The 24,304-nt window shown below is 67.5% G+C and carries 19 protein-coding genes and 1 tRNA gene; 16 read left to right on the top strand and 4 right to left on the bottom strand.

Annotated elements, in window-relative coordinates; genetic code table 11:
- The first annotated feature begins 24 nt into the window (after positions 1-24).
- The 11 genes from AB0A65_RS17870 to AB0A65_RS17820 all read left to right on the top strand — a co-directional run bounded on the left by AB0A65_RS17870 (position 25) and on the right by AB0A65_RS17820 (position 16,955).
- Complete coding sequence (locus AB0A65_RS17870) at positions 25-2,043, top strand: AAA family ATPase (RefSeq protein WP_359952421.1); 2,019 nt, start codon at positions 25-27, stop codon at positions 2,041-2,043.
- Between the two features lie 301 nt (positions 2,044-2,344).
- Positions 2,345-4,102, top strand: a complete 1,758-nt coding sequence (locus tag AB0A65_RS17865; RefSeq protein WP_359952420.1) for an ABC transporter family substrate-binding protein — start codon at positions 2,345-2,347, stop codon at positions 4,100-4,102.
- 143 nt (positions 4,103-4,245) lie between these two features.
- Positions 4,246-5,931, top strand: coding sequence for an ABC transporter family substrate-binding protein (locus tag AB0A65_RS17860; protein WP_359952418.1), 1,686 nt, complete (start codon positions 4,246-4,248; stop codon positions 5,929-5,931).
- A 262-nt stretch (positions 5,932-6,193) separates the two neighbouring features.
- Positions 6,194-7,900 (top strand): ABC transporter substrate-binding protein, encoded by a 1,707-nt coding sequence (locus tag AB0A65_RS17855; RefSeq protein WP_359952416.1) that lies wholly within the window; start codon positions 6,194-6,196, stop codon positions 7,898-7,900.
- Positions 7,901-8,246: 346 nt separating this feature from the next.
- Positions 8,247-9,962, top strand: coding sequence for an ABC transporter substrate-binding protein (locus tag AB0A65_RS17850; RefSeq protein ID WP_359952414.1), 1,716 nt, complete (start codon positions 8,247-8,249; stop codon positions 9,960-9,962).
- Between the two features lie 418 nt (positions 9,963-10,380).
- Positions 10,381-12,117, top strand: coding sequence for an ABC transporter family substrate-binding protein (locus AB0A65_RS17845; RefSeq protein WP_359952412.1), 1,737 nt, complete (start codon positions 10,381-10,383; stop codon positions 12,115-12,117).
- A 172-nt stretch (positions 12,118-12,289) separates the two neighbouring features.
- A complete protein-coding gene (locus tag AB0A65_RS17840; RefSeq protein ID WP_359952410.1) occupies positions 12,290-13,315 on the top strand; it encodes an ABC transporter permease in 1,026 nt (341 codons plus the stop codon).
- Positions 13,308-14,219, top strand: coding sequence for an ABC transporter permease (locus AB0A65_RS17835; protein WP_359952408.1), 912 nt, complete (start codon positions 13,308-13,310; stop codon positions 14,217-14,219). Before AB0A65_RS17840 ends, AB0A65_RS17835 begins: the two co-directional genes overlap by 8 nt.
- A 2-nt stretch (positions 14,220-14,221) precedes the next feature.
- On the top strand, positions 14,222-15,364 hold the full coding sequence (locus tag AB0A65_RS17830) for an ABC transporter ATP-binding protein (protein WP_359952407.1): 1,143 nt from the start codon (positions 14,222-14,224) through the stop codon (positions 15,362-15,364).
- Between the two features lie 5 nt (positions 15,365-15,369).
- Positions 15,370-16,404, top strand: coding sequence for an oligopeptide/dipeptide ABC transporter ATP-binding protein (locus AB0A65_RS17825; RefSeq protein WP_359952612.1), 1,035 nt, complete (start codon positions 15,370-15,372; stop codon positions 16,402-16,404).
- An 89-nt stretch (positions 16,405-16,493) separates the two neighbouring features.
- The gene (locus AB0A65_RS17820) at positions 16,494-16,955 is read left to right on the top strand and encodes a hypothetical protein (protein ID WP_359952405.1); all 462 of its coding nucleotides are present in this window, start codon (positions 16,494-16,496) and stop codon (positions 16,953-16,955) included.
- Positions 16,956-17,006: 51 nt separating this feature from the next.
- Here the strand turns inward: AB0A65_RS17820 and AB0A65_RS17815 are convergent, their stop codons facing one another.
- The 4 genes from AB0A65_RS17815 to AB0A65_RS17800 all read right to left on the bottom strand — a co-directional run bounded on the left by AB0A65_RS17815 (position 17,007) and on the right by AB0A65_RS17800 (position 20,277).
- Positions 17,007-17,369: a hypothetical protein gene (locus tag AB0A65_RS17815; RefSeq protein ID WP_359952404.1), complete on the bottom strand. Its 363-nt coding sequence runs from the start codon at positions 17,367-17,369 to the stop codon at positions 17,007-17,009.
- Positions 17,370-17,470: 101 nt separating this feature from the next.
- Positions 17,471-17,659 carry a DUF397 domain-containing protein gene (locus tag AB0A65_RS17810; RefSeq protein WP_359952402.1) on the bottom strand — a complete coding sequence of 63 codons (189 nt, stop codon included), beginning with the start codon at positions 17,657-17,659 and terminating at the stop codon, positions 17,471-17,473.
- Positions 17,631-18,518, bottom strand: a complete 888-nt coding sequence (locus AB0A65_RS17805) for a Scr1 family TA system antitoxin-like transcriptional regulator (protein WP_359952400.1) — start codon at positions 18,516-18,518, stop codon at positions 17,631-17,633. Before AB0A65_RS17805 ends, AB0A65_RS17810 begins: the two co-directional genes overlap by 29 nt.
- A 373-nt stretch (positions 18,519-18,891) precedes the next feature.
- A complete protein-coding gene (locus AB0A65_RS17800; protein ID WP_359952398.1) occupies positions 18,892-20,277 on the bottom strand; it encodes a DUF222 domain-containing protein in 1,386 nt (461 codons plus the stop codon).
- 360 nt (positions 20,278-20,637) lie between these two features.
- On the opposite strand from AB0A65_RS17800, the gene AB0A65_RS17795 reads away from it, so the two are divergent.
- From AB0A65_RS17795 to AB0A65_RS17775, 5 genes are all read left to right on the top strand, one after another.
- Positions 20,638-20,720, top strand: a tRNA-Leu gene (locus AB0A65_RS17795).
- 493 nt (positions 20,721-21,213) lie between these two features.
- A complete protein-coding gene (locus AB0A65_RS17790; protein ID WP_359952396.1) occupies positions 21,214-22,926 on the top strand; it encodes an ATP-binding protein in 1,713 nt (570 codons plus the stop codon).
- On the top strand, positions 22,926-23,348 hold the full coding sequence (locus tag AB0A65_RS17785) for a roadblock/LC7 domain-containing protein (RefSeq protein WP_125247703.1): 423 nt from the start codon (positions 22,926-22,928) through the stop codon (positions 23,346-23,348). The genes AB0A65_RS17790 and AB0A65_RS17785 overlap by 1 nt, the downstream gene beginning before the upstream one ends.
- A complete protein-coding gene (locus tag AB0A65_RS17780) occupies positions 23,348-23,719 on the top strand; it encodes a DUF742 domain-containing protein (protein ID WP_359952394.1) in 372 nt (123 codons plus the stop codon). Before AB0A65_RS17785 ends, AB0A65_RS17780 begins: the two co-directional genes overlap by 1 nt.
- The gene (locus AB0A65_RS17775; RefSeq protein WP_359952392.1) at positions 23,697-24,299 is read left to right on the top strand and encodes an ATP/GTP-binding protein; all 603 of its coding nucleotides are present in this window, start codon (positions 23,697-23,699) and stop codon (positions 24,297-24,299) included. Before AB0A65_RS17780 ends, AB0A65_RS17775 begins: the two co-directional genes overlap by 23 nt.
- Positions 24,300-24,304 lie beyond the last annotated feature (5 nt).

The following is a 24,304-nucleotide window of genomic DNA, read 5'->3' as shown; positions in this document are numbered from 1 at the left end:
GACAAATCCACCGGGGAGACTCCTGTGTCAGAAACCGAACTCCAGGAAGAGATCGCCCGACACGAGCACGCCCGCGCCTGCATGGCGCGGATGCGCGAGCTCACCGAGGGCATCCAGAGCATCTACTCGGGGGACTTCGACGAGTCCGCGCGGAACCTCGGGCTCGGCGACGTCAGGTCCGACCACCTCTTCGGGTGGGCGATGGCCAACTACACCAAGCCCCGCCTCGCCGACCTCACCGACCGCGGCATCGCGCTGTTCTTCGGCCGCATCTGGATGGACGACGGCGAGGACTTCCACATCGGCCGCCGCCACATCCGCGACGAGCGCAACGACCCGATCGTCCTCGACTGGCGCGCCCCGCTCTCCGAGCAGTACTACCGGGCCTCCGCCCACGACCGCCGCGACGTCGCCCGGCGCCGCCGCTTCGGCTTCAACGGCGGCGTGCTCACCGGCTTCGAGGACGAGAACCTCGTCTTCGGCGAGGAGGTCGCCTCCGACATCCTCACCGCCGAGATCGAGCGCCCCCGCACCGGCCCGATGCGCGACATCGTCGCGACCATCCAGCCCGAGCAGGACGAGCTGATCCGCCGCGGCGCGGAGTCGAACCTGTGCGTCCAGGGCGCCCCCGGCACCGGCAAGACCGCCGTGGGCCTGCACCGCGCCGCCTGGCTGCTCTACAACTACACCGACAAGCTCAACAAGTCCGGCGTGCTCGTCGTCGGCCCCAACGAGGGCTTCCTCAACTACATCGCCGGGGTCCTCCCCACCCTCGGCGAGACCTCCGTCTGGCAGGTCACCGTCCAGCAGCTCACCGGCGCCCACACCGCGACCGCGACCGACACGCACGAGGCGGCGCTCGTCAAGCACGACGAGCGGATCGCCCTGGTCTGCGAGCGCGCCGTCTGGGGCCACCTCGGGACCGTCGCCGACGGCGGCGTCACGGCGGACGAGGGCCTGCTCATCGCAGACGGCGGGTGGCGCTGGCGCCTCGGCGCCAAGTTCCTGGAGGAGGCGATCAGTAACGCCCGCAGGCACACCCGCACGTACACGGCCGGACGCAAGGCCGTCGAGGACGCGATCGTGCAGGGGGTGCGGCGCCAGGCCGAGATCCGGTCGGGGCACTCCCCGGACGCCAAGTGGGGCACGAAGATCAAGCGGACCGAGGCGGTCCAGGCGTTCATGGACGCGGTGTGGCCCAAGCTGAACGCGAAGACCGTCATGAAGAAGCTGTACACCGATCCGGCGTTCCGGGCCGACGCGACGCGCGGCATCCTCACCGAGGACGAGGCCGCGCTGCTGACGGGGAAGCCCGCGAAGCCCAGCGCCGCCGACCTGCTCGTCAGCGACGAGGTGGAGGCGCACCTGAAGCTGCGCGACCCGTCGGCCTCGTTCGGGCACATCGTGATCGACGAGGCCCAGGACCTGTCCCCGATGCAGTGCCGGGCCATCGCCCGCCGCTCCGGGAAGGGCTCGGTCACCGTCCTCGGGGACCTCGCGCAGGGGACCACGCCGTGGGCCGCGTCCTCGTGGGCGGACCAGATGCGGCACTTGGGGAAGGACCAGGTCGAGCACACCGAGCTGACCACCGGGTTCCGCGTCCCCGCGGTCATCATCGAACTCGCCAACCGGGTCCTGCCGCACCTGGGCGTCGGCGTCGCCCCGGCCCGGTCGATCCGCTCGGACGGCTCGCTCGACCACATCGAGACCGCGGACCTCGCCGCGGGCGTGCGCGAAGCGGTCGCCAAGGCCCTCAGCGAGGAAGGGCTCGTGGGGGTCATCGCCGCCGACGCGCGCGCCGAGGAGCTGCGGCCCCTCCTCGAAGGGACCGAGCGGGTCGAGCTCGTCGCCGCGAGCCTCGCGAAGGGCCTCGAATACGACCACGTGGTGGTCGTCGAACCCGTCGAGATCGTCGAGGCGCCCGCCACCGGCGGGGCGACGGTGGACGGAGTCGGCCTGCGGCACTTGTACGTCGCGCTCACGCGGGCCGTCTCGCGGCTCACCGTGGTCCGCTCCCGGGAGCTCCCGCCCGAGATGCGGTGACTCACCGGGGGTGACCAGGCCGGATGTGGCGCCCGCCTCCGAGTTCATACCGATTTGGTCACAATCATCGAACGCCGGGGCGAACGCCTGGTTTGTCGGTCAAAGCAATGAAATCTATAGGTCCTTTACGGATTCGCCGCAACCATGCCCCACCCTGCGGATATACCCGCCGCAAGCTCCGCAACCGTACCCATTGGACGGTCAATGAGGACACTTGGGGCGCAGTGGCACTGCATGCTCATATTCCCCATAGCGCCGCGAAACCTGCTATTGCCCCGCGGCCCGGAGTATGAGGAGAACGATGTTGCGAGCACGACGACCCGGAACCGGCGCCATCGGGACCGGCGCCGCCCTGGTCATGATCCTGGGCGCCACCAGCGCCTGCGGCCAGGGCCAGGGAGCCGGCGACCCCGGCTTCGAGGACTGCGCCTCCGACCCCGTCTCCTGCAACTCCGGCGAACGCGCCGACGGCGGCGAGATCACCTGGGGCATCGACGGCTCCTGGACCGGCTGGAACCCCAACCTCTCCGCCGAGTACACCGTCTACACGCTCCAGGTCACCGCCCCCTACTGGCCCGCGGTCGGCCAGTTCGACCAGAACGCCGACTTCATCGTCAACGACGCCATCTTCTCCGGCGACCCCGTCCTGGTCAACGAGAAGCCCATGCAGGTCGAGTACACCCTCAACCCCGACGCGAACTGGGGCGACGGCAACCCCATCGGCATCGACGACTTCACCTACACCTGGTACGCCCGCTCCGGGAACCCCGACCTCTGCCAGGACTGCACCCCCGCGGCCGCCACCGCCGCCGACGTCGAGTCCATCGAAGAGGGCGCCACCGCCGACAAGATCGTCATCACCTACAGCGAGGAGTACGCCTCCTCCGAGTGGAAGTACGAGCCCGTCCTCTCCAACCCCTCCCACATCGCCGACGAGCAGGGCCTCGACTGGCGCGCCGACCCCGCCGCCATGGCCGCCGCCGAGACCTACTTCTCCCAGGCCGTCCCCACCTGGAGCGCCGGGCCCTTCAAGATCGACGACGCCGCCACCGGCGACTACGCCATCTTCACCCCCAACACGGACTGGGCCGGGTCCACCGAGGTCACCCTCGACAAGCTCACCCTCAAGTCCTTCGACTCCCTCGAATCGATCATCACCGAGATCCGCCAGGGCAACGTCGACGGCTCCAGCCCCGGCAACATCAGCGCCGAGAACGTCGTCCAGCTCGTCGGCGAGGGCGGCATCAACTTCAACGTCGACCGCGGCCCCCTCTGGCACCACATCGACATCAACGTCAACAACGAGTTCCTCTCCGACCCGGTCCTGCGCACCGCCGTCTTCCAGGCCATCGACGTCGAGGAGATCATCGCCCGCACCTACGCGAACGTCCAGTCCGACGCCGCCCGCAAACTCAACCACCTCTACCGCAACGACTCCCCGAACTTCACCGACCACCTCACCGCCACCGGCCAGGGCGCCGGCGACACCGAGCAGGCCCGCGACGCCCTCCTCGGCGCCGACTACTCCTGGAACTCCGACGGCAAGCTCCTCGACCCCGACGGCGAGCAGGTCGTCTTCAACTACCGGTACGCCGACGGCTCCGACGACCGCCAGACCATGGCCGACCTCGTCGCCTTCAACCTCGCCGACATCGGCATCGACGTCGAGCTGAAGTCCTTCCCCGCCGCCGAGCTCGGCCCCACCCTCGACGGCTCCGAGTTCGACATGGTCGCCTTCGGCTGGACCTCCCAGCCCGTCATCGTCAACTCCGCCCGCCAGTTCTGGGCCTCCGACGCGCCCACCAACTACGGCCGCCTCGACGACCCAGAACTCGACGCGCTCATCGACGCCCTCGCCCTCGAACCCGACCCCGCGAAGGCCGCCGAGATCGGCAACCAGATCGCCGACAAGGTCGTCGACGACGCCTACCAGCTGCCCCTGGTGAACACCCCCGTCGCCATCATCGCCACCCCCGAGCTCGTCAACGTCCGCGACAACTGGGCCTCCCAGCAGCGGGCCCTCTACAACGTCGCCGAGTGGGGCCTCAGAGCCGAATAACCCTCATGCGCAACGGGGCCGGTGCATCCGCACCGGCCCCTGTTTTGTCCGAAACTCCCCGAAATACGGCCCCCCAGGTGTAACGATGAACCGGTCGCGCCCCTCGGCGCGGCCCACAAGGGAGCAACAGGGGGAGTGGTCATATGCGACCTGCAAGGGCAACCGCGCTGGCGGTGGCCGGTGCGGCGGCGCTCGCGGCGGGGGCGCTCGGCGCCTGCGGCGGCGGCTCGTCGAGCGGCGGCGACAGCGACGTCACCTGGGCGATCAGCTCGGGCTGGGACTCGTGGAACCCGAACACCAGCGAGGGCAACAACAGCTACCTCAACCAGGTGCTCACCCCGCTCGCCGCGTCCTTCGGCGACTTCAACCCGGACGGCGACTTCGAGTTCAACGACGCCGTCCTCTCCAAGGCGCCCGAGCTGACCTCCGAGGCCCCGCTCACCGTCACCTACACCCTCAACGAGAACGCCCAGTGGTCCGACGGCAAGCCCATCCGCGCCGAGGACTTCATCTACGTCTGGTACCAGATGTCGGGCAGCGCCGACTTCTGCAACCAGGAGCAGTGCGCGCCGGCCACCACCGACTGGGGCGCCAACGTCGCGTCCGTGACCGAGGCCGACGGCGTCGTCACCGTCACCTACATCGACGGCTACCTCAACCCCGAATGGCAGTTCGCCTACCCGAACCTCCAGCCCAGCCACGTCATCGAGGACAACGGCTTCGCCGACTGGCAGAGCGACCCGGCCGTCATGGGCAACAGCGCCGACTGGCTCGCCACCACCTCGCCCACCTGGTCGGCCGGGCCGTACAAGCCCACCGACGCGAAGGTCGGCGAGTACGTCATCTACGAGCCCAACGAGAACTACCAGGGCAGCGCGGACCCCGGGCTCGACAAGCTCACGCTCAAGGTCGTGGAGGGCACCGACGCGATCGTCACCGCCCTGCGCAACGGCGAGATCGACGGCTCCTGGCCGAGCGAGTTCAGCCAGGAGGAGCTCGACAAGCTCGACGGCGACGACGCGATCAAGACCGAGGTCTACGAGGGCAACGTCTGGCTCCACATCGACACGAACACCAAGAACAAGTTCCTGTCCGACCAGGTGCTGCGCCAGGCCGTGTTCACCGCCATCGACAACCAGGAGCTCGTCGACCGCGCCTACCCCGACACCGAGGTGGCGCTGCGGCAGAACCACTTCTTCAGCCAGACCAGCCAGTACTTCGAGGACTTCCTCGGCCAGACCGACCCGCAGCAGGGCTCGGGCGACGCCGACGCCGCCAACGCCGCGCTCACCGCCGCCGGGTACACCACCGGCGACACGCTGACCACGCCCGACGGCGAGGCGGTCACGCTGAAGTTCCGCTACGCCGACGGGGACGCGACCCGCACGCTCATCGGCGAGGTCGTCCAGTCCCGGCTCGCCGAGATCGGCATCGACGTGACGCTCACGGCGATCCCGGACGGCCAGCTCGGCCCGGTCCTGTCCGAAGCGGACTTCGACCTCATCGTCTACGGCTGGTCGGGCACGCCCGCGTTCACCACCGCGCCGTACCAGTACTTCGGCTCGACCTCGGGCTCCAACTTCGGCGGGTACGCCCTCGACGGGCTCGACGAGGCGATCGCCAAGGTCACCTCGACGACCTCGCTCGACGAGGCCGCCGGGTTCGCGAACGACGTGGAGGCCATGGTCATGCCCGCGGCGTTCACGCTGCCGCTGCTCGACGAGCCGCAGTCCACGATCTACAACCAGAACAACCTCGGCGGGGTCACGCCGAACGGCAACAGCCAGTCCGGCCCGCTGTGGGACGTCCAGAACTGGAAGCCCGCCTAGCAGGGAAAACCGCTTGACAGCGGCGCAATCGAGGGGCGATCCGCACGGATCGCCCCTTTCGCGTATCGGTCGGGTAACAATGCCCCGCCAAATCCGTACCGAGACATTCCATTCGTCCCGTCGCCGTGGAAGCCTGTGATCCAGTACTGCCGAGGAGAACGTCCACCCCCTCTGCGCCCGCGCGCGGCACCGACGCCGCTCTCCGCGGTCCGCGACCGGGCGATCCCCTCGGTCGAACACACCCAATGGAGGAGACACAGCAATGGCTCTTACCCGTAGAGCATTCGGCGGACTGACCATCGGCGGGTCGTCCGCGCTCATGCTGGCGGCCTGCGGCGGCAACGAAGAGGACGGCGGCGAGGCCAGCGGCGAGCTGGTCTGGGCGATCGCGTACCCGTGGGAAGCCTGGAACGAGAACACGAGCACCGGCAACAACTCGGCCGGCCACCTCGCGATGACCCCGATGATCTCCGTCGGCCAGATCGGCTACGACTTCGACCCGGAGGGCAACGTCTTCTACGACGACGCCATCTTCGAGGGCGAGCCGCAGCTCATCAGCGAGGCCCCGATGCAGATCCAGGTGACCCTGAAAGAGGGCGCCCAGTGGTCGGACGGCAAGCCGATCCGCCTGGAGGACTTCATCTTCCAGTGGTACTCGGTCTCGGGCCTGCCCGAGCACGCCAACCAGGAGAAGGCCCTCCCGGCCTCCACCGCCTGGGGCTCCACGGTCGCCTCGATCGAGGAGACCGAGCCCGGCGTCATCGTCTTCACGTTCACTGAGGGCAACGTCGACCCGGAGTGGACCTTCACCGGCGGCGTCTACCTGCCCAGCCACTACGCCGAGGAGGAGGGCGGCTTCGCGAACTGGGCCACCGACCCCGAGGTCATGGGCGACGCGATCACCTGGTTCAACGAGAACCTCTGGACCGTCGTCTCCGGCCCGTACAAGCCGGTGGACAACAAGCTCGGCGAGTACATCGTCTACGAGCCCAACGACAAGTACCAGGGCTCGAAGAAGGCCAAGTTCACCAAGCTCACGATGAAGCCGGTGACGGGCATCGAGGCCGAGGTGACCGAGCTGCGCCAGGGCACCATCGCGGGCTGCTGGCCCAACGACTTCTCCCTGGAGATCCTCGAAGAGCTCGACGACAACCCGGAGGAGTACGCGTACGAGACGTACGCGGGCGCCACCTGGTCGCACTTCGACATCAACGTGCGCAACGGCTTCCTCAAGGACGTCGAGCTCCGCAAGGCCGTCTTCACGACGATCGACATCAACGAGATCAAGGAGCGGGCGTTCCCCGGCACCGAGGTCCCGTGGCTCGGCAACCACTTCTTCACCGAGGGCGCCGCGGACTACGAGGACTACCTCACCCCGGCGAACTACGGCCTCGGCGACATCGACGCGGCCAAGGCGATCCTCACCGCGGCCGGGTACACCTGGAACGCGGAGGAGAAGCTGGAGAAGGACGGCGAGCAGGTCGTCTTCAACTTCCGCTTCGCCACCTCCAACGAGATCCGCAAGCTCACCGGCGAGATCATCCAGGCGCAGCTGGAGCCGCTCGGCCTCGACGTCGAGCTCAAGGGCTTCGGCGACGAGGACTTCTCGGCGACGCTCGCCTCCGCGGACTTCGACATGATCGTGTTCTCGTGGGTCGGCTCCCCGGCGTTCACGACCGGTCCGAACCAGTACTTCTCGACGGACTCGGCCTCCAACTACGGCGGCTACGACGACCCGGTCATCAACGAGCTGCTCCCGAAGGTCCGCGGCACGTTCGACCTCGCCGAGTCCGCGGGCTTCGCGAACCAGATCAGCGCCCAGGCGGTCGCGCAGGCGTACACCCTGCCGCTGTACTCCAGCCCGCTGTCGGTGATGTGGAACAAGAAGCTCGTCGAGCTCACCGACCCGGTCAACCCCGCCAGCCAGGCGGGCCCGGTCTGGAACGTCCGCGAGTGGGACAAGCCGTAGCGGAACGACCCCCCGCGGTCCCGGGAACGGGGCGCGAACAACGGCGGTCGATTCGCAGTACTGCATCCCGATAATTCACTGAATTCCCCCGTGGGGCCGATGCCACATCGGCCCCACGGTCCATTCAGACCACACCCCCAAGGGCCCTAAGTCACGAATGCATCACGAATAAACTCCAGTTGGGCCCTCCGCCGTGTCAATCCGCTCACGTCTGTGCCAGTGTTTGTCACAACACCGCCGAGGGACGCACGCCTTCCCCCAACCCGTTTCGTCCGGACGCGAGGCATCGGCGCTTTCGCGGCCGACCGGAGGCCCCTCGGCATCGATATCTGGAGGAGAAACACTCATGGCTCTTACCCGTAGAGCTCTCGGCGGCCTGTCGCTCGGCGGCGGCGCCGCCCTCACGCTGGCCGCCTGCGGCGGCAACGACGGCGACGGCGGCGGTTCCGGCAAGACTGAGGTCGTCTGGGCGATCTCCTCCGCCTGGGCCTCCTGGAACGAGAACACGCAGGCCGGCAACAACTCCTACGGCCACCAGGCCATGGTGCCGATGGCCGCCGGCTCGGGCGACTTCGACCCGAACGCCAAGTTCGTCTACGACGACGCGATCTTCGCCTCGGAGCCGGAGCTCGTCTCCGAAGCCCCGATGACCATCAAGTACGTGCTGAACGAGAACGCCCAGTGGTCGGACGGCAACCCCGTCCGCGTCGAGGACTTCATCTTCCAGTGGTACTCGATGTCCGGCAAGGCCGAGCACGCCAACCAGGAGAAGGCCCTCCCGGCCTCCGTCGACTGGGGCTCCATGGTCGCCTCCATCGAGCAGGCCGACGACGGCTCCATCCTCGTCACCTACGCCGACGGCTACTCCGACCCCGAGTGGCTCTACTCCTCGACGATCTACCTCCCCTCGCACATCGCCGAGGCCAACGGCTTCGCCGACTGGGCCACCGACCCCGAGGTCATGGGCGACGCGATCCAGTACTTCGAGACCACGACCCCGACCGCCGACGGCCAGGGCGTCCTCGGCACCGGCCCGTTCAAGCTGGTCGACGCCAAGCTCGGCGAGTACATCGTGTACGAGATCAACGACAAGTACCAGGGCTCGATCAAGCCCACCATCGAGAAGCTGACGCTCAAGGTCGTCGAGGGCACCGCCAACATCGTCACCGAGATGCGCCAGGGCACCATCGACGGCGCCTGGCCGAGCGAGTTCTCCGAGGAGGAGAACGCCAAGCTCGCCGAGGACCCGAACATGCAGATCGAGACCTACGCGGGCTCGGTGTGGCTGCACTTCGACGCCAACGTGCAGAACGAGTTCCTCAAGGACATCCCGCTGCGCCAGGCGGTCTTCACCGCCATCAACATCCCGGACATCTCGGCCAAGAACTACCCGGAGAGCGGCGTCCAGCAGAAGCTGAACCACTTCTTCTCCAACGACAACGAGTACTTCCAGGACATCATCGGCCCGACGGGCCAGGGCTCCGGCGACGTCGCCAAGGCCGCCGAGATCCTCACGACCGCCGGCTACACCGGCGCCGAAGAGGGCGGCACCCTGACGACCCCCGACGGCACCGCCGTGACCTTCCGCATCCGCTACGCGGAGTCGGACCCGGTCCGCAAGCTCGCCGCCGAGCTGTCCCAGGCGTCCCTCGCCTCCATCGGCATCGCGCTCGAACTCGTCGCGATCCCGGACGGCGAGCTCGGCAACGTCCTCGCCGAGGGCGACTTCGACCTGATCATCTTCGGCTGGTCCGGCTCGGCCGCGTTCACCGTCGCCCCCTCGCAGTACTTCCTGTCGAGCTCCGGCTCGAACTACGGCAAGTACAACAACCCCGAGGCCGACGCGCTCATCGCGCAGGTCCGCGCGACGTTCGACATCGACGCCGCCGCCGAGGCCGCCAACGCGGTCGACGCGCTGGTCGTGCCGGACGCCTACACCCTGCCGATCTTCGACGAGCCGCAGGCGTTCTACAACAACCCGCAGGTGCTCGAAGGCCCGGTCGTGAACGGCTACACCCAGGCCGGACCGCTCTTCAACATCCGCGAGTGGAAGATCAAGTAACCAGGGCTCTCTGAGCCCGAGCGGCGGAGCCCCTTCCCGGGGCTCCGCCGCTCGAATGGTTTCTGAGCGGATTCCGATCCGGTGGCGAGGCGATGACGCACCGCCGCGGACGGCCCGCCCGGAGCCCGGCCCGGTCTCAGTGTCGCGACGGGTTTCCCCTGGTGGACTGTGAAAATCCCACCTTTCGCAGCCATTCAGGGAATGAACATCACGGGACCATAACGAACGAAGATCATCTCTGGTTCGGCTGTCCGAAACCTGCGATTCCCGTGGAAGGCTGTACCTCGCGTCACCCGACCGTCGTCTCACGGAGCCCTCCCGCGGCCCCCGGCGGCGAATCGGCCAGGCAGGCACACCGCCCCCACCACGGTGCCCTCCCCGCCGACCGGTCCGGCGGCGCAAACCCACGAGAGGAACCATGAAGCGACACCACATGGCGGCCGTCGCCGCCTTCGCCTGCACCACCCTGGCCCTTGCGGGCTGCGGCCAGGGGAACGCGGTCTCGTCCAGCCTGGACGACTGCGTCACCGACGCCGCCGGGTGCAACGCCGGCGAGCGCGCGGACGGCGGCGAGATCACGTGGGCCATCGACGCCGGATGGAGCAGCTGGAACCAGAACACGGCCGACGGCAACAACGCGTACGTGAGCCTCGCCCTCGCGGGCATGTGGCCGTACACCGGCCAGTGGGACCAGGACAACAACTTCATCGTCAACGAGGGCCTGTTCGCCTCCGAGCCCAAGCTCGTGAGCGAGAGCCCCGTGACGGTCGAATACACCCTCAAAGAGGGCGCGAACTGGGGCGACGGCACCGACATCACCGCCGACGACTTCATCTACCACTGGTACGCCAGGTCCGGCAACAACGACCTGTGCGCCGAGTGCACCCCCGCGACCACCACCTACGGCTCCCAGGTCGCCGGCATCGAGGGCGACGGGAACACCGTCACCGTCACGTACGTCGACTCGTACCACTCCGCGGAGTGGAAGTACGAGGAGGTCCTCTCCGAGCCCGCGCACGTCGCCGAGGAGCAGGGCTTCGACTGGAAGAACGACCCGGCCGCCATGGCCGCGGCCGAGCTGTACTTCTCCGCGACCACCCCCACCTGGACCACCGGCCCCTACAAGGTGTCGAACGCGGCCATGGGCGAGTACGTGATCTACGAGCCGAACCCCGACTGGGCCGGCGACACCGAGGTCACCCTCGACAAGATCACCTTCCAGGTCATGGAGGGCCTCGACAACATCGTCACCGCCCTGCGCAACGGCGAGATCGACGGCGCCTCCCCCTTCTCGGTCACCGCCGAGGCGATCACGCAGCTGGAGAGCGCCGACGGCCTCTCCTACTCGATCGCGGGCGGCCCCTCGTGGGAGCACATCGACCTGAACACCAACAACGAGTTCCTCTCGGACGTCAAGCTGCGCACCGCGGTCTTCCAGGCCATCGACCTGGAGAGCATCATCTCCCGCACCTATGCGTTCGTGCAGTCCGACATCGAGCGGAAGAACAACCACCTCTTCCGCAACGGCTCGGAGTACTTCACCGACTACCTGACCTCCACCGGCCAGGGCGCGGGCGACATCGAGATGGCCCGCGACACCCTCGTGGACGCCGGGTACACCTGGAACTCCGACGGGGCGCTGGAGAACCCGGACGGCGAGGAGGTGAAGCTCAACTTCCGCTACATCGAGTCCCGCGAGTCCCGCAAGATCACCGGCGAGCTCACCCAGGCGACCCTCGCGGACCTCGGCATCGACGTCACCCTGAAGCCGATCCCCGACTCCGACCTGGGCACGGTCCTCGCCGAGTCCGACTTCGACATGATCAACTTCGGCTGGAGCTCGGACCCGCTGTTCGTCGGCTCCGCGTCCCAGTACTGGTCCTCGGAGTCCGGATCGAACTTCGGCAACCTGAACGACCCCGACCTCGACGCCCTCATCGAGGACATCAACGGCACCCTGGACATGGACGACGCCGCAGCACGCGCCAACGAGGCCGTCAAGCGCGTCATCGAGGACGCGTACGTCCTCCCGATCGTGGACTCACCGGTGGTGGTGATGGTCTCCGATAACTTGGTCAACGTCCGGGACAATTGGGCTTCCCAGCAACGAGCGGCCTACAACATCGCAGAATGGGGTGTGGCAGACACTGAGTAGTTTTTACCTTCGAGTCGCCCATTCCGGGCGAGTACCCGCTCGCTGGTGAGGCCGGAACGTTGAGGCCGCAGAATGGGGAGTCAGTGAGCCCAATGAGGAGCCGCGCGGCAGCGCGGCGGGACCGGTCGGCAGGCGGACCGGGCCACAGTAGAGAAACCGTTAACGAGGCATTATGGTTGTATTCATAATCCGGCGCACCCTGATGATGATCCCGGTGCTGCTGGGGGCGACTATCCTGTGCTTTGCCCTGGTCGACTTGTCGAACGACCCGGTACAGGACAGGGTCTTCGAGATCGAGCAGTCCACAGGCGAGCCGGTACCCCAGACCACCATCGACGCGCTCGAAGCGTCCTGGTACTACGACCGCTCGGTCCCCGAGCGGTACTGGATCTGGCTCACCGGGCTCGGCGACACCAACGACGACATCGGCCTGCTCCAGGGCAAGTGGGGCCCCTCCATCGAGGGTTCGGCCATGGACATCGGCACTGAGATCTCCAGCAGGTTCTGGATCACGCTCCGGCTGGTCCTGTTCGCCACCATCGCGTCGATCGGCATCGCCATTCTCGCCGGTGTCGTCAGCGCCGTCAAACAGTATTCGAGGACGGACTACACGCTCACGTTCCTCGGCTTCCTGTTCCTCGCCATGCCCATCTTCTGGCTCGGCTCCCTCTTCAAGGAGGGCGCCGTCCAGCTCAACAAGGTCCTGGGCTCAACGATCTTCCAGACCTACGGCTCGGGCACCACGGGCTTCCAGGGCAACGGCTGGCAGGTCTTCATGGACTCGCTGCCGTTCCTCATCGTGCCCACCCTGGTGCTCATGCTCGGCGGCTACGCGGCGATCTCCCGCTACCAGCGCGCCAGCATGCTCGAAGTCATGAACTCCGACTACGTGCGCCTCGCCCGGGCCAAGGGCGTCCGCAACGGCACCGTCATGCGGCGCCACGCCCTGCGGACCGCCCTCATCCCGGTCGCGACCTTCGCGCCCCTCGCGCTCTCCGGCGCCATGGGCGGCGCGATGGTCACCGAGTCCATCTTCGGCTGGCGGGGCCTGGGCGTCTACTCGCTCGACGCGATCAACGCGGGCGACACCTTCGCCGTGATGGCCTACGTGCTCATCTCCGGCGTCGTCGTCCTGATCGGCGTCCTGATCTCCGACATCCTGTACGGCGTGCTCGACCCGAGGATCCGCTATGAGTAACACCGCTTCCCCGCGCCTCGACGCCGAGGCCATCACCACCAAGGAGCGCGGCCAGTGGGAGATGGTCGGCCGCCGCTTCTTCCGGCACCGCGCCGCCGTCATCAGCCTGGTGATCTTCCTGGTCATCGTGCTGTTCGCGTACATCGGGCCGTTCCTGTGGAAGTGGGACTACAAGATCCACTCGGAGATCCCCTCGTGGGCCGCTCCGAGCCTGGCCCACCCGTTCGGCACCGACAAGGCCGGCCGCGACATGCTCGGCGCGATGATGCAGGCGACCAAGCAGTCCCTGAACGTCGCCCTCGTCGTCGCGATCGGCTCCACGGTCATCGGCGCGCTCTACGGCGCCGTCGCCGGGTTCTACCGCGGCTGGATCGACTCGGTGCTCATGCGCTTCCTCGACATCATGTTCGTGATCCCGTTCCTGGTGATCACGGGCGCGCTCGCCGGGGCCATCGACACCTCCGTGCGCTGGTACCACATGGCCATCATCCTCGCCGTGTTCGGCTGGACCTCGATCGCGCGCGCCGTGCGCGCCGAAGTCCTGTCCCTGCGCGAGAAGGAGTTCATCGAGGCCGCGCGCTCTGCGGGCGGCTCCGACTGGCACATCATCACCAAGCACCTGATCCCGAACACGATGAGCGTCATCATCGTGTCCGTGACGCTCCAGATCGCCTTCGCCATCCTGTCCGAGACGACCCTGTCGTTCCTCGGCCTGGGCATCCAGAGCCCCGACACGTCGCTGGGCCTGCTCATCGACGCGGCGGGCGCGTCGGCGTTCAACGAGCACTGGTACCTGTTCTACATCCCGGGTGTCATGATCATCCTGATCGCGCTGACCATCAACTTCATCGGCGACGGCCTGCGCGACGCGATGGACCCGCGACAGACGATGGTGAGGCGATAAGCATGGCGAACATCTCGGTCTCCACCAGCGACAAGGGCCGCGCCACGGGCACCAGGGGCGACACCGTCCTGTCCGTGCAGGACCTCAAGGTCGGCTTCCCGACCGACGACGGCCTCGTCCAGGCCGTCCGCGGCGTGTCCTACGAGCTCCGCCGCGGCCAGAGCCTCGGCATCGTGGGCGAGTCGGGCTCCGGCAAGTCGGTGACCTCCATGGCGATCATGGGCCTCCTGCCCAAGACCGCCGAGATCACCGGCTCGGCCAAGCTCGAAGGCGAGGAGCTCCTCGGCCTCGGCGACGCCGAACTGTCCCGCATCCGCGGCAAGAAGATCTCCATGATCTTCCAGGACCCCCTGACGAGCCTCAACCCGGTCTACACGGTCGGTTTCCAGCTCGCCGAGGCGATCCGCACCCACTACTCGGACATCTCCAAGGCCGAGGCCCGGGTCCGCTGCATCGACCTGCTCGACTCGGTCGGCATCCCGAACCCGCAGCAGCGGGTCGACGCCTACCCGCACGAGCTGTCGGGCGGCATGCGCCAGCGCGTCGTCATCGCCATCGCGATGGCGAACAACCCGGACGTGATCATCGCCGACGAGCCGACCACGGCCCTCGACGTGACCGTCCAGGCGCAGGTCCTCGAAGCCCTGGAGAAGGCCCGCGAGGAAGTGAACGCGGCGCTGATCCTCATCACGCACGACCTGGGCGTCATCGCCGGGCACACCGACGAGGTCCTGGTCATGTACGCCGGGCGCCCCGTCGAGCACGGCTCGGTCGACGAGATCTTCTACCAGCCGCGCATGCCGTACACGCTGGGCCTCATCGGCTCGCTCCCGCGCATGGACGAGAGCCGCGACCAGCGCCTCACGCCCATCCACGGGACGCCGCCGTCGATGCTCAACCTGGCGCCGGGCTGCCCGTTCCGGGCCCGCTGCCCCATGCACCAGGACATCTGCGCTGAGGTCGAACCCGACCTGATGCCCATCAACGGCTCCGGGCACGTGGCCGCCTGCCACTTCTCGGACCAGCTCGAAGGCAAGGCCCCCGACGACGTGTTCGCGCCCGTCGCCACGGACCTGTCCGTCGAGGCCGAGGTGGAGGCCATGGACGCCGAAGGCGCCGCGGCCGCCGACGAGGAGGACAAGTGAACGCCATGCTCGACACTCCGCAGACCGCGGCCAACCCGGTCATCGCCGGGAAGGACCTGGTCAAGGAGTTCCCCGTGCGCTCCAAGGGGATCATGCGGCGCAAGGTGGGCGCGGTCCACGCCGTCTCCGGGGTGAACCTGGAGATCGGCGCGAACGAGACGCTGGCCCTGGTCGGCGAGTCCGGCTGCGGCAAGTCCACCACGGCCCGCCTGATGATGAACCTGATCGAGCCGACCTCGGGCCAGGTCCTCTACGAGGGCAAGGACCTGACGAAGCTCTCGCGGGCCCAGATGCGCCCCATGCGCCGCGACATCCAGCTGGTCTTCCAGGACCCGATGGCCTCGCTCGACCCGCGCATGACGGTCTTCGAGATCATCGCCGAGCCGCTCCGCGTGCACGGCGTGTTCAAGAACGGCGGCCGCGACCGGGTGAACAGCCTGATCGAGATCGTCGGCCTGAACCCGGAGCACCGCAACCGGTACCCGCACGAGTTCTCGGGCGGCCAGCGCCAGCGCATCGGCATCGCCCGTGCGCTCGCGCTCCAGCCGCGCGTGCTCATGCTGGACGAGCCGGTGTCGGCCCTGGACGTGTCGATTCAGGCGGGTGTCATCAACCTGCTCGAAGACCTCCAGGACGAGCTGGGCCTGTCGTACCTGTTTGTGTCGCACGACCTCTCGGTGGTGCGGCACATCGCGGACAAGGTCGCGGTCATGTACCTGGGCAAGATCGTGGAGGAGGGGACCACCGACCAGCTCTTCGCCGGTCCGGCCCACCCGTACACGCAGGCCCTCATGTCGGCGATCCCGCTGCCGGACCCGCGCAAGGAGCGGACCCGTGAGCGGATCGTCCTCCAGGGCGACGTCCCGAGCCCGTCGAACCCGCCTTCGGGCTGCCGGTTCCGCACGCGCTGCCCGCTGTTCAAGACGCTGTCCGAGGACCAGCAGGCCAAGTGCATCGACGTCGAGCCGCTCCTGCGGTCCGACCACGACGGCTTGACCCGCGCGGCGTGCCACTACGCGCAGAAGAAGCAGCTCGTTTAATCGGAGTTGTTCGCGATCGGCCGTCCCGCCTTCCGGCGGGGCGGCCTTTCCTGTTTGCGGGGGTGGGTTCCGGCTGGGAGACTTCCGGCATGAGCGATTCTCTTGAGACCGTTGACGCCCTGCTCGGTGAACTTGGCGACGAGTGGCCGACTCCCGAGGCGATCGGGGCCGCGCGGGAGGCCATGATCGCCCGCATCCCGGGTTGGACCCTGCCTGCGGCTTACGGCCTCGCGGTGGAGTCGGGCGCGGGGTTCGAGTTCCCGCGGGTCAACGCGGGTGTGCATCCGCTTCCGGCGGTGGTGATGGCGACCGTGCTGGGGCACGGGGGCGGTTCGGCCTCGTACGCGGTGGACCTGGAGCTGCTGGACCTCGCGATTCGCCTGCTGGCTCCAGCGGAGGTGTGCACGGCTTACGAGCACCCGAACCTGGCGGCTTGGCGTGACGTGCGGGAGGCGCTGGTCTCCGGGGCCGCGGGGCGCATGGTCTTCGTCGGCGACGGCGAGGTGACCTTGGACGATTCTGCGGTGAACGCCTTGCGCGCCTTGGTGTGAGAACGCGGCAACGGCCGGGTGGTCTCCCACCCGGCCGTTCTGCGTTCTCGGTTAGTGCAGGTAGTAGTCGTCCATGCAGCCGACGTGGGCGAAGCCCCAGGTGTCGTCGATGTCGACGGCGACCCAGATGTCGGAGAACTGGGCGCAGGTGGTGTGCTTGCCGCCTGTGGTGAGCGGGATGCACCAGGCCCCGTCGGCCCAGGTGTCGGCCGGGATCGTGCCGAGGACTGCGGAGTCCGCGTAGGGGATCTCCCGGACCTTGGTGTCGTTCATGAACTTGACGGCGCAGGAGACGCTTTCCGTCGCCGTGTCCGGTGCGATCCGGTCGGTCTCGGGCTGTTCGGCCATCGCTGGGGCCGCCCATCCTGCGCCGATCATGAGAGCCATGGCCGAGGCCGCAAGAACTCTTCGCATTTGTCCACCTTTGTTGTGTAGTGCCGAGGTTGCCGCTTCATGCTGGCAGCTTCGGCCACTCCGGAGTGGACTTAAGTCGTGAATGTCGGAAACCTGATAGTTCAGAGGGCCTTGGCGAGCGCGGTGAAGTCGGCGGCAGACAGGGCGAACACGGGAGAGCCTGATTTGAGCTTCGAGTCCCGGAGGTGGAAATCCGCGTTCATGGAGCGCCGGACCTCAACACAGTTGTTGTCGTTGCCACCGCTCCCGCTGCGGGTGCTCTTACGCCAGCCAGTTACGCCAGTATGCATCGCGGTACTCCTTGAATCGGATCGAGCTGGGCCACTTAGCGTGGCGCCACCCATCGTAGAACGCGATCCGATCCTCATCCTGGAAGACCCAGCTGGAATGAGGGAGTTCCGTGTACACGACCTTCGGCCCGACATCTGGGTACTTCTCTTGCGGGCCAGGCTCGAAGCAACTGAAGGTGCTCATGCCGTTGAACGACGGTTCGGTGAGGACGCGGATTTCCCATCCGGGCAACTCGTCGTGCGCCGAGAGGTAGTCCAGCTGCTCGATCTGGAGTTTCCTCGGTGTCTTGCTCAGGAAGAAGAACGCGGGCTCCCCGAGAAGGAAGTGGATCTGAGGGCGGTCGAGCCGGCCCACCAGCGTCGTGTTGCGCTCTACCTTGAATATCCGTCCGGACTCCATCCATTCATCGGTGGGGTTGATGGCGGCCTCGCGGGAAGGGCCGTCGTGGTAGGCGCGGGTCTGGAGTGCTCCTGGGAACAGCGTTGGCGCCCACTCGAAGATCTGGCCCATGTACTGCTCGCAGAGTGACAGGTACAGGGCGTTGAATCGCCCATCCGCCTCGATCGGTGGCTCATTCCCCTTGAGCGGAGCGATGATTCGGAGGTAGTCGGCGACATCCTCCGGGATGTCCAACACCTCGATGAGGTCGGTGATGATGCCCGCCGGGATCGGCGACCGCGCGCGTTCGTAGGCGCGCACCGTGTCCTTGGACTTGTAGACGGCGACGCTGACCCGCTGCTGGGTGAGCCCCTTCATCGTCCGGTACTTGACCAGCATCATGCGCTTGAACCAATTGATCTGGCTCTCGCCCTGCTGTTCCTCATCCTGCCCGTCTTCAACCTGCCGGTCCTCGGTCATCGATGCCTCCGCACAAACCGCTGTACTTGGTGGATATCCACTATCCCATGAGCACTGAGAAAATCGACTTCACCAAATGCGTGGAGTTCATTGCGGGAGAATCGAAGCGGGCAAAATCCACTACCGATTTCTCACGCTCTCCAGGTTGCCAGGCGCGAATCGGCCCTCTGCTCGCATGGGCTCGGCTGTCCAGCGCCGCAAAGAGTCAGGTATCCGACAGACCTTGGAGTCCATTCCGGTGCGGGTCTTGAGGCAGCGACAAAGAGGTGGAGGGGCGGGCGGGGCCGGGACTTGGGTCATGGGGCCTGATGGGGTACCCGGGCGAGGCCGGGCATGGTGAAGGCCCCGGGCGGGCCTGCCGGACCCGCCGGGGTCAGCCCGACCGGGCTTTGAATCGGGCTCGGGCTTTGACCATGGCGGCCTGCATCTGCTTCTGGGCGTACCAGAGGGCGAGGTCGCTCAGCTCCCTCTTATAGCGTGGAGACCATTCGCCCGGATCGTGTCCATTTGGGAGGGCCTTGAGGGGATCTGCTTCCCACTCCTGGTCGGTGACTCCGTTGAGGTGAACGATGCTTGCCTTGCCGGGACCTGTCTTGGTCACTTCCCAATTGCCAGTGTGTATGCGGCCGTGATGGAATCGACAGAGGAGGATCAAGTTGTCCGCATTTGTCTCTCCGCCATCTGCCCAGTGGGTGATGTGATGGGCTTCGGTCCAGCTGACCAGGGCTCGGCAGCCGGACCAGGCGCAACCGGTCGACTGTTCGAGTTCCAGCTTGTGGCGGAGGGCCGTGTTGGGGAGGCGCTTCTCCCGGCCCAGTTCGAGGGCCTCGCCGGTCTTGAAGTCGAAGACCGCGGGGAGGACGCCGGCTTCGCAAGCGAGGTGGCGGGCCTTGGAGACCGAGACCGGGCGGCCGTCGAGGATCGGGAGGCGGCCCGTGGCGGCGCCGTTGAGCGTCTCGATGTCGCAGAGAAGGTTCAGGGTCGCGGTGTGCCCGTGCCGCTTGGGGGCCTCGGGGTCGGTGCCGTAGGCCGCCACCATCTGGTGCAGGGCCTCGGCGTTCCGGCCCGAGGCCCGGGGGAGCAGGCCGTCGTCATCGGCCTGGTCCTGGCGGGGCGGGGGGACCGCGGTGCGGAGTGCATTGCTCAGGAGCTTCCCCGTGTCACCGGTGAGGCGACCGTCCAAGTCCCACATGCCATCAGGGCGCTCAGTGACTTCCAGCCACGCAAGGGTCTGCTGGCTCAGCTCATCGAGCATCGACTGCCGGTCGAACAGCTCTGCGCAGATCCGATCGAAGTGCTCGGCCAGTTCGGAGCGGACCGCGTGGGTGCAGTACTCCCGGATCAGCTCCTCGGGAGTGCGGCACAGCGAGGGGGAGTAGGGGGACTCGACCGGCTCAGGGTAGGGAACCCGGCAGTGGAGGGCCAGCCCTTCCCTCTCGATGCGCCGCATGGCATACGCAATGGAGTCAAGGCTGGCGGTCCCAGAAGTCGCCGCCTCCGCCAGGTGCTTGAACTTGGGGGCGAGGCGTGCGATCGAGGCCATCTGCCCGGCACTGGAGGAGTTGAAGGAGTAGGTCTCCATGATCCAGTCGCGGATGCCCGAGAACCCGTCCCGGGTCTTGTGCAAGCCCGCCGAGGTGTAGGCGATGACCGCCCTGAGTGCCGCGGCCTCAAGAGCGCGGGCCTGAGAAGCCAGAGACTCGATGTCGGAGTGGAGAAGAGAGGCTTCGCGGTCTTGGTCGATTACGGCTGCGGACATCTGATCTCCTCCTCTCCTGTTGTGACTTCTGGTGCGGTAGTTCAATAGTGACAGGTAGTGAGGCTGGTGTCATCACTCATTCGGGTGAACATTAGTACTAAGTAGACTTAAGAGATCCGCCCCGCCCCAACCCCACCGCACCCCAAAGCCCAAGTGCGACAAGAAAACCCGCTCACCTCTTTGTCGCCGCCAATTGAACCTTATGGACACTCAACCGCAAACCCGACCACCCCCCGCCTGGGAAAATCCCACCTTGTGTCGGGATGCTGACACTTCGCCGTCTCCGCAGGTAGGAGCGGTATACCCGTAAACCAGCGCCCCCGTGGACCCCCTGGAAGCCGATAGCGTGGCAGCATACGGGCCCGAGTGGTGGAATCTGGTAGACACAGTCGGCTTAAAACCGGCCGTCGGGAGACTTGCGGGTTCAAGTCCCGTCTCGGGCACCGGGCACAGCCCTCGTCCTGTCGGCCAACGGGATCGGACGGTACGGGACCGTCCGGTCCCGGGGTGTCGTTCCTCGCATTCGCGAGCAAGCCACGCGTTCCGCCCGAACGGGTGAGGCCGCGGCGCTCCTGCGGAACCGGTGACTCTCTGCGATCAAACAACCCCTGACCTGCCCGCCCGGCACTGTGAACGGCGTGTTTCGCCATCTGGGCCAAATGCATCGGCAGGTTGACTGCACAGGGCCGCCGTGCTATCCAGGGAGGCGAGCGCTGATACCATTCTGTCGAGCAAGCCGGTGGGGGCTAATGCCTTCCCTTCTGCTGCAACGACTTTGTCACTTCCCGGTATCGCGGAAGCCGATAGGCCAGTGTCGTGAGGATGGCGATGCCCGAAACACCTCGGTCCACAACTCATACTTTTCAACCCTCCGGGCCAGCGCCCCAAGGCTTCTCCGGCGAAGACGCCGGCGCCCCGGAACTCAAACCCCGTTTGATGCGCATCGCGCTGCTGCCGTTGACCGCAGCAGCGTTCCTCGGTGCGGGTGCGGCGGTCGTGTTCGCGGCCACCGATGCCGCGGACCGTCCTTCATGGATGGTCCCGGCCGTGCTCGGCTCGGCACTCGTGCTGATCGCGGTGGTCGCGTACTTCGCGTCCGCCGCGGCGTCGAGGGCCGAATCCGACATCACCCGCCAGGTCCAGACCGTCCGCCGCTCCACGGTGGAGACCCATTACAAGGTCTGGCAGATCCTGGACGACCTCCAGCGCGAACTCCCCCAGGAGCAGCGCTGGTCCGTCCCCCTCCCCAACCCCGGCGCCAGCGCCGCCTCCACCGAGGAGGCCCTGCGCCTCCTCGCGTCCGAGGCGAGGCACCTGCGCGCGGCCGCCGAGGCAGTGGCGGCCAGAGGCGTCCGCCCGACACCTCCGCAACAGCAACAGCAGCCGCAGGTCCCGGCCCGGATGCCCCAGCAGATGGTCACGTCGGGCCCGATCGACGCGGTCGACGTGCATTCGCGCGTGGGCATCTTCGTGAACCTGGCCCGCCGCCTGCAATCCCTGGTACACAGGGAGATCGAGCAGCTGGACGAGCTGGAGAACCAGGTCGAGGACCCGGACCTGCTGAAGGGCCTGTTCTCGGTCGACCACCTCGCCACGCGCATCCGCCGCCACGCCGAGAACCTGGCGGTCCTCGGCGGGGCGACCTCGCACCGGCAGTGGTCGCGTCCGGTCAACGTGTACGAGGCGCTCCGCTCGGCCGTCGCCGAGGTGGAGCAGTACGCCCGCGTGAAGCTGGTGCGCCCCATCGAGGGGACGCTCAAGGGCCACGCGGTCGCGGACATCATCCACCTGGTCGCCGAACTCGTGGAGAACGCGACGACGTTCTCGGCCCCGGGCACGCAGGTGCTCATCCGGGTTCAGCGGGTCCGGACCGGTCTCGCCGTCGAGGTCGAGGACCGCGGGCTGGGCATGGAGAACCACGAGCGGAACCGGTACAACACGATGCTGGCGACGCCGGACCGTGTCGACCTGGACGAGCTGCTCGCGGACGGCCGCATCGGCCTGTACGTGGTCTCGTCGCTGGCCCGCCGGCACACGCTGACGGTCCAGTTGCAGTCGAACATCTTCGGCGGCACGCAGGCGGTCCTGGTGGTCCCCGAGGAACTCCTCGGCGACGACACGCCGCCGGCGCCGAAGGCGCCGGCGCCGCGGGAGATCCCGGCCGCGCCGCAGGCGATGCCGGTGCGCCAGCCCGGTTCGCAGACGCCGCCGCAGCTGCCCTCGGTGCAGCTGCGTCCGCTCCCGTCGGCGGGGGCGACTCCGCGGAGCGCCCCGATGCCGCAGCCGCGGATGGATGCGGCCCCGGCTTACACGCCGGTGAGCGTCGCGGTGGACACCGGTGCCCTGCCGGTGACCGCGGAGATGCAGGCGATCGAGGGGCCGTCGTTCGACACCCCGCAGTACGACGCCCCCGCATATCAGGAGCCCTCGTACGGCCCCGACGGCCGTCCCGTCCTTCCCAAGCGCACCAAGCAGTCCCACCTGGCCCCGCAGCTGCGGGACGACCCGGTGCGGTCGGCGCGGGGTTCGGACGCGGGGCACGACCCCGGGCTCATGGCGGCGTTCCAGCAGGGCCAGCAGCGCGCGGACGGGAGTCCGCAGATCCCCAACGATTCCGTTTCTTCTCCGTACAGGAATGAGGAGTTCTAATGGCAGGCGACGAGGCAGGCGCCCACACGGATCTGAGCTGGCTGCTGGCGGGCCTCATCAGGAAGGTCCCGCACACGCGCAGCGCACTGCTGCTGTCCTCGGACGGCATCAAGAAGGCGTTCCACGGCATGGGCACGGACCAGGCCGACCAGCTCTCGGCGATCGCGTCGGGGATGTTCTCGCTGGCGCGCAGCGCGGGGGCCCAGTTCGGGTCCGCGGGCGGGGTGCGGCAGGTGGTCGCGGAGCTGGACGACACGCTGCTGTTCGTGTCGACCGCGGGCCAGGGCGCGGTCCTGGCCGTGGCGGCCGGGCGGGAGGCGGACGCGGGGGTGCTCGGGTACGAGATGTCGATCCTCGTCAAGAGCGTGCGTCCGTACCTGGAGACACCCGTCCGGAGACCGAGCGGCGAAATGGTGAGCTGATGGGCGACTCCGAGCACCGGCCACTGCTCGACGAGGACGCGGGCCCGCTGGTCCGGCCGTACACCGTCAGCAACGGGCGCACCGCACCCACGGCGAAGCTGGACCTCTTGTCCCTGGTCCGCGCCACCGGCCAGCTGCGTCCCTCGCAGCTGGAGGCCGAGCACGCCGAGGCGCTGATCCTGTGCCGGGAGCCCATCTCGGTCGCGGAGGTCTCGGCCCACCTGCGGCTGCCCGCCATGGTCATCAAGGTCCTGCTGTCCGATCTCGTGGACTGCGGGGCCGTGACCGCCCACGCCCCCGACCCCGCCGTCGATCCCACTGACAGAACCGTATTGGAGGCACTCCTCAATGGCCTACAACGGCGACTCTGACCGAGCGCCCGCACAACAACCAGTCCTGCCCACCGCCATCAAGCTGCTCGTCGCCGGGGGCTTCGGGGTCGGCAAGACCACCTTCGTAGGAGCGGTCTCGGAGATCGAGCCGCTGAGCACCGAGGAGACCATCACCACGGCCTCGATCGGGACGGACGACCTCACGGGCGTGGGGGACAAGACGACCACCACGGTCGCCTTGGACTTCGGCCGGATCACGCTCGACCCGCAGCACATCCTGTACCTGTTCGGCACCCCCGGGCAGGACCGGTTCTGGTTCATGTGGAACGAGCTGTCGGACGGGGCGTTCGGCGCGGTGGTCCTCGCGGACACGCGCCGCCTGGAGGACTGCTTCCCGGCGCTCGACTTCTTCGAGCGGCGGGGGACGCAGTTCATCGTGGCGGTGAACGAGTTCGAGACCGGGTTCCACTACGAGCCGGACGAAGTCAGGGCCGCTCTGGACCTCAAACCGAATATCCCGATCGTCTGCTGCGACGCACGCGATCCACGTTCCGCAACCTTGGTGCTGGTCACTCTGACGAAGCACCTGATGTCGGCCGCTGCTTCGAGCGTCCGGTAAAGGAG

Source organism: Glycomyces sp. NPDC047010, from assembly GCF_040644205.1.
Classification (GTDB): domain Bacteria; phylum Actinomycetota; class Actinomycetes; order Mycobacteriales; family Micromonosporaceae; genus Glycomyces.
This window is presented reverse-complemented; position numbering and strand designations above follow the sequence as displayed.